Origin of the sequence: Brevundimonas sp. (genome assembly GCF_036677305.1) — a bacterium.
Lineage (GTDB): Bacteria > Pseudomonadota > Alphaproteobacteria > Caulobacterales > Caulobacteraceae > Brevundimonas.
This window is the reverse complement of the sequence record NZ_JAKFEB010000048.1, coordinates 1-18,026: the sequence shown is the minus strand read 5'-3', so window position 1 is coordinate 18,026 and position 18,026 is coordinate 1. Positions and strand designations below refer to the sequence as shown.

General features: G+C 68.7%; 15 protein-coding genes. 2 read left to right on the top strand and 13 right to left on the bottom strand.

Features of this window, described 5'->3' with window-relative positions:
• Positions 1 to 343: laccase domain-containing protein (locus V6M42_RS02965; RefSeq protein ID WP_332677060.1), on the top strand; the 343-nt coding region annotated here is incomplete at its 5' end.
• 94 nt (positions 344 to 437) lie between these two features.
• Here V6M42_RS02965 and lpxC read toward each other — a convergent pair.
• The 13 genes from lpxC to V6M42_RS02900 form a co-directional block, all read right to left on the bottom strand.
• Positions 438 to 1,337 carry a UDP-3-O-acyl-N-acetylglucosamine deacetylase gene (gene lpxC / locus V6M42_RS02960; protein ID WP_332677058.1) on the bottom strand — a complete coding sequence of 300 codons (900 nt, stop codon included), beginning with the start codon at positions 1,335 to 1,337 and terminating at the stop codon, positions 438 to 440.
• A gap of 188 nt (positions 1,338 to 1,525) precedes the next feature.
• Positions 1,526 to 3,136: a cell division protein FtsZ gene (gene ftsZ, locus V6M42_RS02955; RefSeq protein WP_332658080.1), complete on the bottom strand. Its 1,611-nt coding sequence runs from the start codon at positions 3,134 to 3,136 to the stop codon at positions 1,526 to 1,528.
• Positions 3,137 to 3,376: 240 nt separating this feature from the next.
• Entirely contained in the window at positions 3,377 to 6,733 is a 3,357-nt protein-coding gene (locus V6M42_RS02950) for a TonB-dependent receptor domain-containing protein (protein WP_332677055.1), read from the bottom strand.
• Between the two features lie 213 nt (positions 6,734 to 6,946).
• Positions 6,947 to 8,275: a cell division protein FtsA gene (gene ftsA, locus V6M42_RS02945; RefSeq protein WP_056617529.1), complete on the bottom strand. Its 1,329-nt coding sequence runs from the start codon at positions 8,273 to 8,275 to the stop codon at positions 6,947 to 6,949.
• A 14-nt stretch (positions 8,276 to 8,289) separates the two neighbouring features.
• A complete protein-coding gene (locus tag V6M42_RS02940; protein ID WP_332677051.1) occupies positions 8,290 to 9,177 on the bottom strand; it encodes a cell division protein FtsQ/DivIB in 888 nt (295 codons plus the stop codon).
• Positions 9,165 to 10,100: a D-alanine--D-alanine ligase gene (locus tag V6M42_RS02935; RefSeq protein ID WP_332677049.1), complete on the bottom strand. Its 936-nt coding sequence runs from the start codon at positions 10,098 to 10,100 to the stop codon at positions 9,165 to 9,167. The genes V6M42_RS02940 and V6M42_RS02935 overlap by 13 nt, the downstream gene beginning before the upstream one ends.
• Positions 10,101 to 10,113: 13 nt before the next feature.
• On the bottom strand, positions 10,114 to 11,016 hold the full coding sequence (gene murB / locus V6M42_RS02930) for a UDP-N-acetylmuramate dehydrogenase (RefSeq protein ID WP_332677047.1): 903 nt from the start codon (positions 11,014 to 11,016) through the stop codon (positions 10,114 to 10,116).
• Positions 11,013 to 12,443: a UDP-N-acetylmuramate--L-alanine ligase gene (murC, locus tag V6M42_RS02925; protein ID WP_332677045.1), complete on the bottom strand. Its 1,431-nt coding sequence runs from the start codon at positions 12,441 to 12,443 to the stop codon at positions 11,013 to 11,015. The genes murB and murC overlap by 4 nt, the downstream gene beginning before the upstream one ends.
• Positions 12,444 to 12,624: 181 nt before the next feature.
• Positions 12,625 to 13,284, bottom strand: coding sequence for an SMC-Scp complex subunit ScpB (scpB, locus tag V6M42_RS02920; protein ID WP_332658073.1), 660 nt, complete (start codon positions 13,282 to 13,284; stop codon positions 12,625 to 12,627).
• 181 nt (positions 13,285 to 13,465) lie between these two features.
• Positions 13,466 to 14,284 (bottom strand): segregation and condensation protein A, encoded by an 819-nt coding sequence (locus V6M42_RS02915; protein WP_332658072.1) that lies wholly within the window; start codon positions 14,282 to 14,284, stop codon positions 13,466 to 13,468.
• Positions 14,285 to 14,288: 4 nt separating this feature from the next.
• On the bottom strand, positions 14,289 to 15,338 hold the full coding sequence (nagZ, locus tag V6M42_RS02910) for a beta-N-acetylhexosaminidase (RefSeq protein ID WP_332677043.1): 1,050 nt from the start codon (positions 15,336 to 15,338) through the stop codon (positions 14,289 to 14,291).
• Between the two features lie 7 nt (positions 15,339 to 15,345).
• Positions 15,346 to 16,113, bottom strand: coding sequence for an SPOR domain-containing protein (locus tag V6M42_RS02905; protein ID WP_332677041.1), 768 nt, complete (start codon positions 16,111 to 16,113; stop codon positions 15,346 to 15,348).
• Between the two features lie 296 nt (positions 16,114 to 16,409).
• The gene (locus V6M42_RS02900; protein ID WP_332677039.1) at positions 16,410 to 17,585 is read right to left on the bottom strand and encodes a deoxyguanosinetriphosphate triphosphohydrolase; all 1,176 of its coding nucleotides are present in this window, start codon (positions 17,583 to 17,585) and stop codon (positions 16,410 to 16,412) included.
• Positions 17,586 to 17,648: 63 nt separating this feature from the next.
• Between V6M42_RS02900 and erpA the strand changes: the two genes are divergently transcribed.
• Positions 17,649 to 18,026 (top strand): iron-sulfur cluster insertion protein ErpA, encoded by a 378-nt coding sequence (erpA, locus tag V6M42_RS02895; RefSeq protein ID WP_332677037.1) that lies wholly within the window; start codon positions 17,649 to 17,651, stop codon positions 18,024 to 18,026.

Sequence of the window (18,026 nt, the reverse complement as noted above, 5' to 3'; positions counted from 1 at the left end):
GTCGATGCAGGCGCTCGGCGCCGAACCGCGCCGCATGGTCGCCGTGGTCGGCCCCTGCATCGCCCAGGCCAGCTATGAGGTCGGCGCGGACTTCCAGGAACGGTTCGACCACCACGACCCCGGCGGCGGTCGCTTCTTCGCCCCGGGGGAGACAGCGGACAAACGCCTGTTCGACCTGCCCGGCTTCGTTCTGTGGCGTCTGCAGCAGGCCGGGATCGGCGACGCCGCCTGGACCGGCCACGACACGCGCGTGGACGAGGCGCGCTTCTTCTCGAACCGCCGGGCTTATCTGAATGGAGAGGCAGATTTCGGCCGGCTGATGAGCGCGATCAGCCTCCGCTGACGAGGCGGTAGCCGTCGTCTCTCAATTCCCGGATTCCGTATTCGAAATCCCGCGGAATCCGTATCCGAATTCCTCGGCGTCCGGCGGGCTGTTTCTAGCCCGCCATCGCCAGCTCGGGGGCGCCCGTCACTTCACGCCACGCCTGCGGATTGGCCAGCAGTTCGCGGACCAGCAGGTTGTTGATGTGGTGGCCCGCCTTCACGCCCTCATAGCGGCCCAGCAGGGGCGCGCCGAGAACGTACAGGTCGCCGATGGCGTCCAGCGCCTTGTGCTTGACGAACTCGCGCTCCATCCGCAGGCCGCCGGGGTTCAGGATCTGGTCGCCGTCGATGACCACGGCGTTTTCCAGCGAACCGCCGCGGGCCAGACCGGCGCGGCGCAGGGCCTCGACCTCATGGGCGAAGCCGAAGGTGCGGGCGGCCATGATCTCGTTGCGGAAGGTTTCCTCGTCGACGACGAAGTCCACCACCTGATTGCCGATGACCGGCGTGTCGAAGTCGATCTCGAACCGCATCTCGTAGCGGTCGCAGGGCAGCAGGGCGGCGGTCTTGTCGCCTTCCTGGACGCGGATCGGCTCGAGGATCTCGATATAGCGGACAGCCGCTTCCTGACGGCGGAAGCCGGCGCGATCCAGCAGCTGGACGAACTGCAGCGCCGAACCGTCGAGGATCGGCAGCTCGGGTCCGTCCACCTCGACCACGGCGTTCGACACGCCCAGGGCGGCGAAGGCGGCCATCAGGTGTTCGATGGTCGACAGGCGCACGCCGGCGGCGTTCTCGATCATGGTGTTCAGGCGGGCGTCGACGACGGCCTCGCCCGAGACCGGAATGCGGTTGTCGCGGTCCCTGATGTCGGTGCGCACGAAGACGATGCCCGTGCCGACCGGCGCCGGGCGCACGGCCAGACGCACCCGGTCGCCCGTGTGCACGCCCACGCCCGCGATGATCGCGGGGGCGACGGTCGTCTTCTGGCGATGGTCGTAGCTGACCGGCAAGCTGGAACTCTCTGGATAACGGCGTTCCGCTATTCGTGCGGATTGCGCCCCAGCAACCCTCTAACGGTCGCTCCGCAACAGCGAAATGAAAGTAGGGTTTCCAATTGTTTCGGTTTTGGTAACCGCGTCCGCCACGAAAAAGCCCCGGAGCGCGGGCTCCGGGGCCTTCATCGATCAGTCGAACAGCCTCAGTTGGCGAGGCGGCGCAGGAACGACGGAATTTCCAGATCGTCTTCGGCCTGCCCCAGCTCGGGCTCGGGAGCCGGCTGGGCCTGGGTGGTCGGACGCATCTCGGTGTTCATGCGGGACTCGGTCTGACGCGACTGCGGATAGGTCGGCTGCGCTGCCTGGCGCTTGCCCCGACCGAACAGGCTCCAGCCGGACTTTCGATGATCGCGGTCATCATAGTCGTCATAGGCGGGCTCTTCCCGGCGCGGCTCCGGCTGCGGATCGCGGTCGGCCGAGGGATCCATATAGAGGTCGCCCTGGGCCACCGGAGCGGTGGTTTCGGCGGCCGTGCGCGCGCGCGGCGAGGATTCATACTCCTCGACCCAGGGATCGACGATCGGCTCCAGGTTCCGGTCCTCGGCGACGTGGATCACGGGTTCCGGGCGCGGCTCGGGAGCGCGGGCCGCAGTCCCGTAGGTCGGCTGGGCGGACTGAAAGGTCGGAACGATCGGCGCGGCCTCGGTCTGGCGCGGAGCCTCGGCGCGGACCGGCTCGCTGCGAACCGGCTCGTGACGGACGGGCTCGGCGCGCGAGGCGGCGTAGGGCGCAGCGGGACGGCGGTCGAAGGCCGGGGTTCCGGTCGAGGGCGCGCCCTTGGCGGCGGCCAGGTCTTCCATGCCGGTGGCCACGACCGAGACGCGGATCTTGCCGTCCAGGGCCGGGTCGAAGGCGGCCCCGAAGATGATGTTGGCGTCGGCGTCCACCTCGCCGGCGATGGCGTTGGCGGCCTCGTCGACTTCCAGCAGGGTCATGTCCATGCCGCCGGTGATGTTCACCAGCACGGCCTTGGCGCCCTTGAGGCTGGTCTCGTCCAGCAGCGGGTTGGCGATGGCGTTCTGGGCCGCCATCAGGGCGCGGTCGTCGCCCGTGGCCTCGCCCGTGCCCATCATCGCCTTGCCCATTTCGGACATGACGGCGCGGACGTCGGCGAAGTCGAGGTTGATCAGGCCCGGCAGGATCATCAGGTCGGTGATCGAGCGCACGCCCGAGTGCAGCACCTGGTCGGCCATGCCGAAGGCGTCGGCGAAGGTGGTGCGCTCATTGGCGACGCGGAACAGGTTCTGGTTCGGGATGACGATCAGGGTGTCGACGTAGCGTTGCAGCTCGGCGATGCCCGCATCGGCCAGACGCATGCGGTGGCGGCCCTCGAAGGTGAAGGGCTTGGTCACGACGCCGACCGTCAGTATGCCGCGGTCGCGCGCGCATTTGGCGATGACGGGGGCGGCTCCGGTTCCGGTGCCGCCGCCCATGCCGGCGGTGATGAAGACCATGTGGGCGCCGTCCAGGTGCCCGTAGATTTCCTCGGCGGATTCCTCGGCGGCGTTCATGCCGACCTCGGGGTGGGCGCCGGCGCCCAGGCCTTGCGTGATGGTCTCGCCCAGCTGGACGCGGCGGTCGGTCTTGGCGAACGACAGGTGCTGCGCGTCGGTGTTGGCGACGACGAACTCGACCCCTTCAAGGCCGGCGTCGATCATGTTGTTGACGGCGTTCCCGCCGGCTCCGCCGACGCCGAAGACGACGATACGGGGCTTCAGTTCCGTGTGTTGCGGACGCACCAGCGAGAGAGACATATTCTTATCCGACCTTATCCGACCCTGCCCTTGCCGTACCCCGATGCGATTCCCCGCCGATTCGCATTGGTTATGAGCGCGTTAAGGAAACACCTGAACTGCTTAAGGGAGTGTTACCCGATAGGCTGAGTCGGGCCCGAGGCCACGGATTTCGTTAACCTTCACCACAGTTTTGCAGCGGACACGAAAAAGGGGGCGGCTCTTGCGAGCCGCCCCCCTTCGTCGTGGCGTCCGTGGATCTTACCAGGGACGGTAGTTCAGGCCGATGAAGAAGCGCGTGCCGTAGGGATCGAAGTTCGAGTAGAGCGTCGTGCCCAGCCAGGGGGCCTGCTCGTTGTCGAACGCGTTCACCACGCCAGCGCGCAGCGACAGGTTGTCCTCGACGTTCCAGCGGACCGTGAAGTCATGGCGGGCGAAGTCACCCGTGTCGAGGTAGTCCGGGGACCGGCTGTCGCTGTTCGCAATGAAGTTACGCGGCGAGACGATGTCCTGGGCGGTCTGCCAATCGACAGTCCAGTTCACGCTCCAGACGTCGTTGGGCGTGTAGGTCAGCGAAGAGGTGAACCGGACGCGCGGGTAGAAGAGCGTGCTGCCGATCTCGGTGCCGTCGCTCGGATCCGAGGAGTTCAGGAACTGCTCCTGCTCGATCAGCCACAGGCCGCCGATGGAGTAGTCGAGACGGCCCCAGTTGCGGCCGAACGTTTCCTCGATGTCCACCGAGTACCGCGCCGTGAAGTCCAGACCACGGGTGGTCAGGGCGGCGTAGTTGATGGAGCCTTCGATGAAGCCGCCGATGGGATCGCCAACCGGTCCGCCAACCCAGAACTCTTCGCCCACCTGTCCGCGGTTACGGAAGATGGTGGCGCAGGCGGCCGTGTTCAGCGAAGCGCCGCTGACGCAGTTGTTGGCGGCGGTCTGGGCCGAGACGGTCGAGATGACGTTCTCGATCTCGATCTCGTAGTAGTCCAGCACCAGGCTGAGGTTCGGGAACCAACGCGGCTGGATCACCGTCGAGAAGGTGAAGGATTCCGACTCTTCCGGCTGCAGGAACGGGTTGCCGCCGAGCACGCCGGCGATACCCGAGGTGTAGGCCGGCAGGAAGTCGTCGGTCGTCGTCGCGGTGGCGCTGCCGAAGTCGAAGCTCAGACCTTGAGCCGCGGCCAGGGCCGAACAGTTGGTGATCCGGTTGTTGCGGATTTCAGCATCGCCGATGCCGGCGATCTGGTTCGTGGCGCAGGGATCGACGAAGCTGTTGGCGAAGGTCTGGCTGAAGGGCGAGAAGTTCTCACCCAGGTCAGGCACCCGGACCGAGCTGTTGAAGCTGGTCTTGAAGGTGATGTCCTGAACCGGGCGGTAAACCAGGTTCACCCCGTAGACGTCGAGCTCGCCCACCGTCGTGTAGTCGGCGTAGCGGTACGAACCGCTCAGTTCGGCGTATTCGCCCATCCAGCTGTCGCGGAAGAGCGGCAGCGACAGTTCGGCGAAGACTTCCTCGCTCTCGTACTGGGCGCCCACGAAGTCGGGGCCCGTGTTCATGAACAGGAAGCGACCGTTGGTGTCGGCGTCGCGGCCCACGGCTTCGGTGTATTCGCGGCGGTATTCGACGCCCAGGGCGACGCCGATCGGGCCGGCGCCCCAGAAGTCCCACAGCTCGCCGGCGGCCGAGGCGATGAACTGCTCCTGCTCATTGAGCTCGGTCACGGCGATGGCGGCGTCGATGTAATCGAGGGCGGCCTGGCTCTGGTTGCCGTCGCCGAAGATGTTCAGCGGGGCGCAGCTGTCGATGTCTGCCTGGCTGTAGCCCTGCAGGTTGCGGACATCTTCGCCGCCGAACACGTTGCCGATGTTGTTGTACTCGAGCGGCAGACCCAGGGCGTCCAGCAGCTGGGCGCGGCAGACGATCTGGCCCGGGGTGCCGTTGACCACGCCGGCGACGTCGAAGACCGAGTCGGCGGCGAGGCCGACACGCAGGGAGTCAACGCCGCCTTCGATGTTCTCCATCGTGGCTTCACCGTAGGTGTAGCCGATGTCCCAGTTGATGTTGTCGACGAACAGCAGCTGGTCGAACGAGCCGCGCGCGCCGACGACGAAGCGCGTCAGCTCACGATGGTTGTCCTGGTACCGGTCGGGACCGAACATGCTGTGGCGGCCCAGCTGGACCAGCGGACCGGGCGCGCAGTTGCGGCTCGGCAGGGTCGCCGTCGGCGGGGTGCAGACTTCCAGGCGGTTGGTGGCGATGGCGTTGCGCACCAGGGCCGGCAGGAAGGCGTTGTCATCCCAGCGCAGGTCCATGGCCTGAACGCCCCACAGGGAGTTCAGCTGGGTCGGGGCGTAGGAGGTGTTGTCCAGATCGAAGTCGAAGAAGGTCGGCTGGCTGACATCGAAGGTGTCTTCGATGATGTGCTTGACCTCGAAGAAGGCGTCGATGTTGTCGGTGACGCGCAGGTTGGCGCCGACCTGGTAACGCTGGGATTCCGAATCCGGCACCCGCGAGAGGGTCGAGAAGGCCGCCGGATTGTCGCCGTCGCCGCCGTAGTTGTACGGACGGCTGACGCCGGTCTCGCCGATGCGCTGGCCGAAGTTGGCCGGACGGGCGGTCGTGCCGTCGTACCAGTAGGTATAGCCGGGAGCCACGGCGTAGCAGCCGGCCGCATAGGTGAAGTTACACGAGCTGCCGGTGAAGTTCGCCACGTCCGGATCGCCGGTCGGGCTCAGGCGGGTCGTGTGGGCGATGGTCGTCTGACCCCAGACCGGGCGGTCCATGCGGACCGGGCCGCGGAACAGGAAGGAATCGACGAAGCCGTCGGCGGGCGGCCCCAGGGTCGCATTGGTGGGATCCGCGTCGATGCCGAGCAGATAGTAGCCGTCTTCGATCCAGTCGATGTCGAACGACGTGACCGGGTCCTGCTGCTCGTATTCGGCGTGAGCGTAGAGGTTCAGACGGTCATCGAAGAAGTTGTGGCCGAGCAGGGCCGAGATGCGCTTGGAGGCCTCGCCGCCCTGGTTGATCATGCCGTAGTTGGCGTCGATCTCCAGGCCTTCGAAATCCTTGCGCAGGACGAAGTTCAGCACGCCGGAGACGGCGTCCGCGCCGTAGACCGACGAGGCGCCGCCGGTGATGATCTCGATGTTCTCGATCAGCAGGCGGGGGATGGTGTCGACGTCGACGGCGAGCGAACCGCCGTTGGAGCCGACGTGACGACGGCCGTCCACCAGGGTCAGCGTACGGTTCGAACCGAGCGAGCGCAGGTTGGCCAGCGACAGGCCGCCGTCACCCAGGCCGGAACCCGTCGTGTCCGACGGAACGACCGAGTTCGAAAGGGCCGGGATGGTGGCCAGGTAGTCGATCACCGTCGACTGACCCGTGGTCAGCAGGGTTTCGCGATTGACCTGGATCAGCGGGGTCGGAGCGTTGGTGGGGTCGCGACGGATGCGCGAGCCGGTGACGACGACTTCGTCGATCTCGGTGGCGTCCTGGTCGGCCTGACCCTGGACGTTCACGGGCGGAAGCTGGCTCTGGGCGAAGGCCGGAGCGGTGACAGCCATGACGCCTGCAAGGATCGTCGAGCCAAAGAGGTACTTGCGCTTCAGAAGCATGATTGGGCCCCAACCAGAAATGGATGCAATAGGCAGAATCCGCCGTGGAGACGGATTCTGCTTCGGACGACCACGCTAACAGCAAAGACCGCAGCGGCAAACATTGTGGCGGCACGACGACCAATCCGGGCCCTGGTTGTTACAATCCGGACACAGTAGGGACAAGGAACTGCCAAGCTACAAAGCGCCGCCCAGCCGGGCAGGCCGGTCGGTTCAGAGGTTTTCGCGCAACCAGCCGGCGGCGCGCGCCACAATCCCGCCTTGATGGATGCGCGGAGCGTCTGCAGCCGAAAGTTGTCGCGACATCAGCTTGCGGGCCGAAACGGCCTCGCGCGGACCGTAGGCCGCGCGCAGCAGGACGCCGGCGGCGGAGCAGAAGGCCGGACCCGACGCGGCGTCGGCCAGGTGGGGCGCGCGCTGGGGTTTGCCGAGGCGCACGGGGCGGTCGAACACGCGCACGGCCAGTTCGCGGACGCCGTTCAGCTGGCTGGCGCCGCCGGTCAGGACGAGGCCCGCGCCGGGTTCGAGGCCCACGCCGGCGTTGCGCAGGCGGTCGCGCAGCAGTTCGAGGGTTTCCTCAACGCGCGGAGCGATGACCGTCTTCAGCATGGCGCGCTGGACGAAGATGGGACCGGCCGACGGGTCCTCGCCGCGCGGCGGGGCCTCCAGCATCTCGCGGTCCTCATTGGCGCTGGCCATGGCCGAGCCGTGCAGGGTCTTGAGCCGCTCGGCCCCGGCCTTGGAAGTCGACAGGCCGCGGGCGATGTCGGCGGTGACGTGATCGCCGCCGACGTTCAGGGATTCAATGTGCAGCAGGGATCGTCCGCCCCAGACCGCCGCCGAGGTGGAGCCGCCGCCCATGTCGATGCAGACGCAGCCCAGATCCATCTCGTCGTCTTCCAGCGCCGCCAGCGACGACACCACCGGCGCCGAGGCCACGCCCTGGAGGTCGAGATGCGCCAGTTCGAGGCAGTGACTCAGGCCGTTGAAGGCGCCCTCGGCCATGGAGACGACCAGCAGGTCGAGGCCGAGCGAATGGCCCTTCATCGAACGGGGGTCGTGGACGCCGCGCGCGCCGTCGACCGACCAGGCGATCGGCAGGACGTGGATGGGCCGACGGTTGGGCAGGCGGATCTGGGCCAGGGCCATGGCGATGGCGCGCGCCAGATCGGCGTCTCCGACCGGCGTGGCTCCGAGAGAGACCCGGGCCTGGACGCGATGGCTGGCCATCTGGCCGATGGCCGTGGTGACGACGACGCCCGAGACCGGCGAGCCGGCGGCGCGCTCGGCGCGCTCGACGGCGTGGCCGATGGCCTGGGCCGCCTCGTCCATATTCACAATGCCGCCGCCGCGGACGCCGCGCGACTGGACGTGCCCGGCTCCGGCGACGCGGATGGTCCGGTCGGCGTGACGGACGCCCTCCGGCTTCATGATAAAGCAGGCCACCTTGGACTGGCCGAGATCCAGCGCCGCCACGACGGGCGCGCGACCGGCGGCGCCCTTGGCGCCGTCCACAGTTTTATCCACAGACCGTCCGGCCATAAGCGTCCCCTACCCTACGCGGCGCCGGCGGAGGGCCGGACGGCGACCTCCCCAGGCGTTCTCAGATCAATACGGTCGAAGCCCAGCTCCAGCAGCCGTTCGCGCTGGTCCAGCGCATCCAGCTGGATCAGGGCGGCGTCCTGGTCGGTGGCGGGCAGCTGGATCAGGCTGCCGTCCTTCAGTCTCAGGTCCCAGCGACGCTCGTCGACGCGCACCAGCGCCTCGACCCGCGCCTGCAGGCCGGGCCGCTGGGCGATCAGGGGCAGAACCTCGGAGGCGGCCTGTTCGGCGCCCTTGCCGACGACCAGCGGAAGGTTGGGATAGCGGCCGGCGTCAGCCCCGGCGATGACCGCGCCGTGGCTGTCGATGACCCGGTTCTGGCCGCCGGCCTGCCAGACGGCCAGGCGGTCATGCTCGGTGACGTGGACGATCAGGGTGTTGGGCAGAAGGCGCACCACGCGAGCGCTCTTGACCCAGCCCACCGCCTCGACCCGCTTGCGCACGGCGTCGAGGTCGATCGAGGTCATCGGCTGGTCGGCGCGAAGCTGGACGGCGCGCTGGATGGTGGCGGTGGCTTCGGGGGACTCGCCCTCGATGAAGACCTTCTCGAGTTTCAGCCCCATGCCGGCGGCCGCGCCGTCGACCCCGTGGCTGATCGAGGCGCCGATGCGCTCGGCGCGGGCGCCGGTGGCCAGCACGCCCGCCAGAACGGCGACGCCGGCGACGATGGAGATGATGACCGCGCGGGGCGACAGGTCGAGACGGCCCAGCGCCGCCATCTTGCCCGGCGTGGCCGGCGCATTGCGGGGCGCGCGGCCGCGCCCCTGTGACCGGGGAGCCGCGCCGCGTTTTGCAGGCTGGTTCGAACTCTGTCGCCGACCGCCGCGAACTACCGCGGGCATGAGGCGTCCTCCACCATCCACCGCACCAATGCTTTATAGTCCATCCCGACGAAGGCGGCCTGCTCGGGACTGAGCGAGGTCGGCGTCATGCCGGGCTGGGTATTGACCTCCAGAAGGACCAGATCGTCCTTAATATCGTCATAACGAAAGTCCGATCGCGACACGCCGCGACACCCCATGGCGGCATGCGCCAGCTCGGATTCCCGCAGCGCCTTCTCGAACACATGCGGCGGCAGAACCGCGGGCAGGATGTGGCTGGAGCCGCCCGGCGCGTATTTGGCCTCGTAGTCGTAGAAGCCCTTGTGCGGCGTGATGTCGGTGACCGTCAGGGCGCGGGGACCCGACTTTTCCCCGAGAACCGTCACCGCCAGTTCCTTTCCCGCGATGAAGGGCTCGACCATGACCAGTTCGCCATAGGTCCAGGCGGCCTCGCCGGGCGCGGCGCAGGGCGCCTCGCCCTCGCGCACCAGATAGACCCCGACCGAGGAGCCTTCGGCGTTGGGCTTGATGACATAGGGCGGATCGATGACGTGGCGGCGCGCCACCTCGTACCGGTCGAACAGACCGCCGCCGGGCACGATCACGCCGGCGGCGCGCAGCACGGCCTTGGACTTTTCCTTGTCCATCGCGAGCGCCGAAGCCAGGACGCCCGAGTGGGTATAGGGAAGGCCCAGGGTCTCCAGCACGCCCTGGACGCAGCCGTCCTCGCCCCATTCGCCGTGCAGGGCGTTGAAGACGACATCGGGTTTCAGATCCGCCAGCACCTGGGCCAGGTCGCGGCCGGCGTCGACGCGGCTGACCCGGGCCACCTGCCCTTCCAGGGCGTCGGCGCACATCCGGCCCGAGCTCAGCGAAACCTCCCGTTCGGACGACAATCCGCCCATCAGGACGGCGACGTGCAGGTCTGCGAACGGGCGGGTCATGCGGGTGATCAACTCAAAGCGGGCGGCCGATCCTCTTGATCTCCCATTCGAGGTTTACGTTCAGTTTACTTTGAACGTCCGCCCGCACCGTATCGCCAAGGCCTTCGATGTCGGCGGCGGTCGCCTCGCCCGGGTTGATCATGAAATTGCTGTGCAATTCACTGAACATGGCCCCGCCTCCGGTGGCCCTGAACAGCTTGCCGCGCCAGCCCGCCTCGTCGACCAGCTTCCACGACGAATGGCCCGGCGGGTTCTTGAAGGTCGAGCCGCCGGTCTTCTCGCGGATCGGCTGGGTCTGTTCCCGGCGCGAGGTGATCTCGGCGATCTTCGCCGACACGGCCTCGGGGTCGGCCGGCGTCCCGCGATAGGTCGCCTCCAGCCAGATGATGTCCGCCGGCGCCTCGGAGTGGCGGTAGGTGTAGCCGAAGTCGGCCAGCGCATATTCGACCCGCTCGCCCGACCGCGTCACCCCGCGCGCCGAGACCAGGATGTCCTTGGTCTCCGCGCCGTAGCAGCCGGCGTTCATGGTCAGGGCGCCGCCGATGGTGCCGGGGATGCCGGCGTAGAACTCCAGCCCGGTCAGACCCGCCTTGGCCGAGGCCCTGGCGACCATGGAGTCCAGCGCGCCGGCGCCGGCGGTGATGGTGTCGCCCTCGGTCGTGATCCCGGCGAAGGGCCGCCCGGCCAGCCGGACGACCACGCCCTCGACGCCGCCGTCGCGGACGATGACGTTGGAGCCCACGCCCAGCACCGTCACGGGCACAGCCGGGTCCAGCGCCTTCAGGAAATCAGCCAGGTCGTCGCCGTCGGCCGGGATGAACAGCACGTCGGCGTTCCCGCCCACCCGGAACCAGGTGAACGGCCCGAGCGGCTCGTCGCGCAGCAGCTTGCCGCGCACCTCGGGAAGAGCGATCAAGCCAGCGCCTCCAGCTGCCCCGGCAGGGCGTAGGCCCAGGCGGTGATGTCGCCGGCGCCCAGCAGAACGACGAGGTCGCCCGGCTTCGCCTCGGCCGCGACCACGCCCGGCAGCGCCTCGACGCTCTCCAGCGGCTGGACCGAACGATGGCCGAAACGGCGGATGCCCTCCACCAGCGCATCCTTGTCGATCCCCTCGATCGGCGTCTCGCCGGCCGCATAGACGTCGGCGACATAGACGGCGTCGGCATCGGAGAAGCAGGTCGAGAACTCTTCCATCAGGTCGCGCAGGCGGGTGAAGCGGTGCGGCTGGACCACGGCGATGACGCGTCCGTCGGCGACCTGACGGGCGGCCTTCAGGACGGCGGCGATCTCGACCGGGTGGTGGCCGTAGTCGTCGACGATCCGGACGCCGCCGACCACGCCCGTGGTGGTGAAGCGCCGCCGCACCCCGCCGAAACCGGCGAGACCGGCCCTGATCGCCTCGTCCGAGACGTCCAGCTCGCGCGCCACGGCGATGGCGGCGAGCGCATTGGAGACATTGTGCCAGCCGGCCATGGGCAGGTGCAGGCCCTCGATGCGGATCGGCTCTTCGAGAGCGGCCAGACCCTGCCCCTGGATGACCACGTCGAAGCGGCAGCCGTCCGGGCTCATCTGGCAGTTATCGGCCCGGACCATGGCCTGGGGGTTGAGGCCGTAGGTGACGAGGCGACGGTTGTCGATCGAGGCCGCCAGCCGCTGCACCTCGGGGTGGTCGAGGCAGACGACGCCGAAGCCGTAGAAGGGAATGTCCTCGATGAAGTCGACGAACGCCTTCCTCAGCGCGTCGAAGTCGCCGTAGTGGTCGAGGTGCTCGGGGTCGATGTTGGTGATGATCGCGACCGTGCATTTCAGGCGCAGGAAGCTGCCGTCGCTCTCGTCGGCCTCGACCACGATCCAGTCGCCGTCGCCCACCTTGGCGTTGGTGCCGTAGGCGTTGATGATGCCGCCGTTGACCACCGTGGGGTCGAGCCCGGCCTGGTCCAGCAGGGCCGCGACCATGGAGGTGGTGGTGGTCTTGCCGTGGGTGCCGCCGACCCCGATCGAGAACTGCAGCCGCATCAGCTCGGCCAGCATCTCGGCCCGGCGCACCAGCGGGATCCGGCGCTCGCGGGCCGCGACCATCTCGGGATTGGTCGCCTTGACGGCCGTGGAATAGACCACCGCCGAGACGCCGTCGCCGATGTGGCCGGCGTCATGGCCGATGAAGATGCGCGCGCCCAGCCGCTCCAGCCGCTCGGTATTTGCGCTGGCCCTGGCGTCCGAGCCCTGAACCGAATAGCCGATCTTGAGCATGATCTCGGCGATCCCGCTCATCCCGATGCCCCCTATGCCCACGAAATGGACGGGGCCGAGGTCGAACGGTACGGGGCGAAGGCGAGCGATCATCCCAGCGGATTAGCAAGGGTTCGGGGGGATTGCATCACCCGGCTGGCCGGACCCTCCATGAAGTGTCCGAATGACCAAAAAATTCGTGGGACACTTTCGGACATTTCGGACATTTCCCGCCTCCCGTTCGACCTGGAAGCGGAGTCTAGGCCCCGCCTGCGTCAGAATCGGTCGCAGCGAGTCAGTCCTCGGCCACGAAATCCTGTGCGAACTCGGGCGCGTCATCGACGCCGTCCAGCAGGGGCGCATCGTCGTCGTCCCCCGCCCGCGACGGGTCGGGCACCTCGAAGCCGACGGGGATGGACAGGTCCAGCAGGCCCGCGGCCTTCATCTCCTGCACGCCCGGCAGGTCGTACAGGCTGGCGAGGCTGAAATGCTCGAGGAATTTGTCAGCGGTGGCGTAGGTGACAGGGCGGCCCGGCGTGCGGCGCCGGCCCTTCAGCTTCACGAAGCCCATCTCCAGCAGCAGGTCCAGCGTGCCCTTGGACAGGGAGACGCCGCGCACGCTCTCGATCTCGGCCCGGGTGCAGGGCTGGTGGTAGGCGATGATCGCCAGGGTCTCGAGCGCGGCCTTCGACAGGCGGCGCGGCTCCTCGCGCTCCTCGGTCATCAGGAAGCCGAGGTCGGCGGCGGTGCGGAAGCGCCAGCGGTCGGCGACGCATTCCAGCTCGACGCCCCGGCCCTGATAGCGCTCGCGCAGGGCCGAGATGGCGCCGCCGACATCGGCCCCCTCGGGCAGGCGGCGCGCCAGCTCGGCCGCAGACAGCGGGCCGGCGGCGGCGAACAGCAGGGCCTCGACGCGGCGTTCAATCTCTCCGTGATCGGGGGCGAACTGGATCATGCTCGTTCCCGCCCCCTTCCCACCGTCATCCTCGGGCTTGACCCGAGGATCAGACGCGGCCTCCGGCTGTGTCTATGGGTCGGCCCTGAGGCCGGGCCGAAATAACCACCACCGCACACCGGATGGTCTGATCCTCGGGTCAAGCCCGAGGATGACGGCAGGCAGGGGTGGGCGAACTGGATCACGGCATCAACTCCAGCGGCTGACCGCGTCCGCGCCGCTTCAGATACAGCTCGGCGAAGGCCTCGGCCTGTTTCACATCCATCGCCCCCTCCTTCACCAGCTCCAGACTGGCCGACAGGGTCGAGGCGGTAAAGCTGGCCTGGGTCGGGCCCTCGACGCCGCTGTGGGCCGGAGCGACCTGCTCCAGCGGCGTCCATTGCTCCAGCCGGGGCAGCACGTCGCGCAGCCAGTCCCGCGCCGCCTCCAGACCGAAGGCCTCGACCCGCTGGCCGGGATTGTACTGGCGCAGGCCCTCGCGCCGGCGCTGGGTCACATAGGCCGCCATCAGCTCGTACAGGCTGGCGTCGATCTGGTCGGACGGCACGATCACCGTCGCCTCGGGATCGCCGCGGGTGAAGACGTCGCGCTTCAGCCGGGGCCGGGCCGTGATGGCCTCGACCGCCTTGCGCATCGCCTCCAGCTTCTGCAGGCGGAAGGCGAGCGCCGCCGCCATTTCCTCGGCGGGAGGCTCGTCGCCCTTCTTGTCGGTGCGGGGCAAGAGCAGGCGCGACTTCAGATAGGCCAGCCAGGAGGCCATCACGAGATAGTCCGCCGCCAGCGAGAAATTCCGCCGCCGCGCCTCGTGGACGAAGGCCAGATACTGTTCGGCCAGCTTCGTGATCGACAGCTTCAGCAGATCGACCTTCTGCGTCCGCGCCAGCGCCAGCAGCACGTGCAGCGGGCCCTCATACCCTTCCAGATCGACCACGAACGCCTCGCGCTCGTCGACCTGTTCGGCGGCGGTGAAGTCCAGATTGGGCTGGAAGGCGTCGGTCATGGGCTCAGGCCTGGGCCTCGCCGACGTCGGGGCCCCGGGCGGCGTCAAGCTTCCCTTCCAGCATGGCCGCGAACCGGGTCCGGGCCTCGGGCTCGTCCAGCGGCTCGGGCGTGTGGACGATGCGGGCCATGGCGGCGGCGGCGCGTTTGGCCGCTTGCCCCTTCAGCTTGCCGGTCCCCTCGGCGACCAGCCGCATGTCGTCCAGATCGCCGTTGCAGTGCAGGACCACGTCGCAGCCCGCCTTCAGCGAGGCCTCGGCCCGTTCGCGAAGCGAGCCGGACAGGGCCTTCATCGACAGGTCGTCCGTCATGATCAGGCCGCCGAAGCCGAGATGATCCCGCATCAGCCGCACGGCCTTCTTCGAGGTCGTGGCCGGGCGTTTCGGATCGATCGCGTCGAACACCACATGGGCGGTCATGGCCAGCGGCATGTCAGACAGGGCCCTGAACGGCGCGAAATCCCAGTCGTCCAGGGCTTCGAAACCGGCGTGCACCACCGGCAGGTCGTGGTGGCTGTCGGCGAAGGCGCGGCCGTGGCCCGGCATGTGTTTGATCACCGGCAGGACGCCGCCGGCCAGCAATCCCTCGGCCGCCGCCCGGCCCAGTTGCGCCACCGTCGCCGGATCATGGGCCCAGGCGCGGTCGCCGATGATGTCGTGGGCGCCGGGCACCGGCACGTCCAGCACCGGGGCGCAGTCGACATTGATCCCCACCGCCCTCAGGTCGTGCGCGATCAGCCGCGCGCCCAGCCGGGCCAGTTCGCGCGCCGCCAGAGGATCGTTGGTCGCCTTCAGATAGGCCTCGCCCGGCGGATATTTCCGCCAGTGCGGCGGCCCCATCCGCTGCACCCGCCCGCCCTCCTGATCGATCAGGATCGGGCAGAGGGGGTCGCCGATGCAGTCGCGCATCTCGCCGGTCAGGGCGCGCATCTGTTCGGGGCTGTCGACATTGCGCCGGAACAGGATGAAGCCCCACGGCCGGACGTCGGCGAAGAAGGCCTTCTCCGCATCCGTCAGCCGATGGCCGCTGCAGCCGTAGATCGCGGCGGAGGTCACGCTGGCGTCAACGCACGAAGCAATCGCCGCCGCCGGCCTTGATCGCGCTGCAGAGGCCGGTCGCCTGTTCGCGGCTCAGGCCCGTGACGGTCGTGCGGTAGACGGTCGCGCCGTTGGAGGCCGTCACCTCCTGCACCCGCTTGTCCGCGCCGCTGGTGAACTGCGGATAGCGGGCGACGATGGCGGCGAACTCGCGGTCGGCGAGGCTGGGGGTCGAGAAGGCCCCGATCTGAACGCCCGAGCTTCCGCCGGTGGGCGCGGGATCGGCTTTCGGCGCCGGCGGGACGGCGGGGCCGACCGGCGGCGCGACCGGAGCCGGTCCCGGCGTCGTCGCGACGGGGGCCGGGATCGGCGCAGGAGCCGGGCGCGGCTGGACAGCCTCGGGCGGCGGGGTGAAGACCGGGGCGGTCGTCGGGGCCTCGGCGTCCGAATAGACGTCGATGCCGGCCTCCGGATCGATCGGTTGGGCGTCCACCGGAGCGTCCGCCTTCATCTCGCCGACGGGCGTGCCGACGGCGGGCGGGGCGTCGTTCGAGGATCGGGGACCGGCGCGGTAGTAGACCACCACGGCGATGATCAGCAGCACCAGCACGACCGCCGAGATGATCAGCGTCATCGGCGGCGCCTTGGCTCCGCCCCCTCCGCCGCCGCTCCGGCGCGGATCGTAGCCGCCGCGGTTGAACGGCAGGTCGTCGTCCGTCGGCGGCGTATAGGCGCCGCGATCATGGCCGGGGTCGCGACCCGGGTTCGGACGATAGGGATCTTCGTGGGACATGACCGCGCCTTCCAGCCGGGCCGCGCGAATCGGCGCGCCCGCCAAACACTCTATCCCGGTCCGAGTCCTTTTTCAGGCGTGTCCGCTATCCCTCCACTGTCATCCCCTCCCCGTCGTTCTGTCCCCGTCATCCTCGGGCTTGACCCGAGGATCAGACGATCCGGTGCGCGGTGGGAGGAGCACGGGCACGGACGCCGGGCCGTCTCGCGCGCACAGTCCGCCTCCCGCCTTTGATCCTCGGGTCAAGCCCGAGGATGACGGGTGGGGGATGACGAGGGGATGACGGCCGGGGGTGGCTACAGATCGAGAGCGAGGTCGAGGCTGAACAGCTTCTTGTGTTCCTCGATGGCGTAGCGGTCGGTCATGCCGGCGATGTAGTCGCACACCGCCCGCGCCCGCTTCGCCTGATCCGTAGTCCCGGCCTTGCCGGACCATTCGGGGGGCAGGGTCGCCGGTTCGGCCATGAACAGCTGGAACATCTCGGCGAGAATCCGCCGCGCCTGGCTGCGGGTGCGGTTGACGCGATAGTGGCGGTACATCCGCTCGAACAGGAACTGCCGCAGCACGCCCAGATCGGCCAGCATGGCGGGCGAGAAGGCGACCAGCATCCGGTCGGCCATGCGCACGTCCTCGGACGAACGGATGTCCGCCGCCTCGATCCGGCGCTCGGTTTCCGCCAGCACGTCCTCGACCATGACGCCGATCATGCGCCGCACGGCCTCGATGCGGATCATCCGCTCGTCGATGTCCGGCCAGTCCTTGCGCACCCCGTGCAGCACCGGGCCGATCAGCGGCACTTGCGACAGGTCGTCGAGGGTGAACAGGCCCGCCTGGACCCCGTCGTCCACATCGTGATTGTTGTAGGCGATGTCGTCGGCGATGGCGGCCGCCTGCGCCTCCAGCGAGGCGAAGGTGCCCAGCCGCAGGTCCCATCCGGGGGCGTAGTCGGCGATGGCCTTCCACGCCGGCTCGTCCAGCCGGTGCGACACCGGACCGTTGTGCTTGACCACCCCCTCGACGGTTTCCCAGCTGAGGTTCAGCCCCTCGAACTGGGGATAGCGGTGCTCCAGCCGGGTCACGACGCGGAAGGTCTGGACGTTGTGATCGAACCCGCCCCACGGCTCCATCTGCGCCTGAAGCTCGTCCTCGCCCGCGTGGCCGAACGGCGGATGGCCGAGGTCGTGAGCCAGCGCCACCGTCTCGGCCAGATCGGTATCCAGCCGCAGGGCGTGGGCCAGCGACCGCGCGATCTGGGCGACCTCGAGGCTGTGGGTCAGGCGGGTGCGGTAGTGATCGCCCTCGTGCGCCACGAAGACCTGGGTCTTCTCCTTCAGGCGGCGGAAGGCGGTGGCGTGGATGATCCGGTCGCGGTCCCGGGCGTAGGCGTTACGCGTGCGGCTGATCGGCTCGGGCGTCAGCCGGCCGCGGCTGTGCTCGGGATATTCGGCGTAGGCGGCGCGCTCGGGGATCAACGTCGGCTGCTCATTCGTCTGCGGGCCTTTGCGAACGGCCCCCCGCGCCTCATATAGGCCCCTGTGAGCACCGTCCAATCCGTCCCCGCATTCCAGATATCGCCGTCCGCGGGCGGCCATGGCCTGACCCTGTCCGACACTGCCGCACGGCGGCTCGAGACGCTCGGCCGGGACGAGGGTCATCCGGTCATGCTGCGCGTCGCCGTCGACGGCGGCGGCTGCTCCGGTTTCCAGTACCGGTTCGAACTGGTCGAGGACGCCGGGGCCGACGACATCCGCATCGAGGCCGGCGGCCAGACCGCCCTGGTCGACGCCGTCTCCCTGCCCTTCCTCAAGGGCTCCGAGATCGCCTTCGTCGATGATCTGGCCGGGGCGCAGTTCGTGGTGCGCAACCCGAACGCCGCCTCCAGCTGCGGCTGCGGCGTGAGCTTCTCGATCTAG

Bases quoted from the DNA above. Each gene is read 5' to 3' on its own strand.
- ftsZ (WP_332658080.1), bottom strand. From the start codon at position 3,136: ATGTCTCTCTCGCTGGTGCGTCCGCAACACACGGAACTGAAGCCCCGT.
- V6M42_RS02950 (WP_332677055.1), bottom strand. From the start codon at position 6,733: ATGCTTCTGAAGCGCAAGTACCTCTTTGGCTCGACGATCCTTGCAGGC.
- ftsA (WP_056617529.1), bottom strand. From the start codon at position 8,275: ATGGCCGGACGGTCTGTGGATAAAACTGTGGACGGCGCCAAGGGCGCC.
- V6M42_RS02940 (WP_332677051.1), bottom strand. From the start codon at position 9,177: ATGCCCGCGGTAGTTCGCGGCGGTCGGCGACAGAGTTCGAACCAGCCT.
- V6M42_RS02935 (WP_332677049.1), bottom strand. From the start codon at position 10,100: ATGACCCGCCCGTTCGCAGACCTGCACGTCGCCGTCCTGATGGGCGGA.
- murC (WP_332677045.1), bottom strand. From the start codon at position 12,443: ATGATCGCTCGCCTTCGCCCCGTACCGTTCGACCTCGGCCCCGTCCAT.
- scpB (WP_332658073.1), bottom strand. From the start codon at position 13,284: ATGATCCAGTTCGCCCCCGATCACGGAGAGATTGAACGCCGCGTCGAG.
- V6M42_RS02915 (WP_332658072.1), bottom strand. From the start codon at position 14,284: ATGACCGACGCCTTCCAGCCCAATCTGGACTTCACCGCCGCCGAACAG.
- V6M42_RS02905 (WP_332677041.1), bottom strand. From the start codon at position 16,113: ATGTCCCACGAAGATCCCTATCGTCCGAACCCGGGTCGCGACCCCGGC.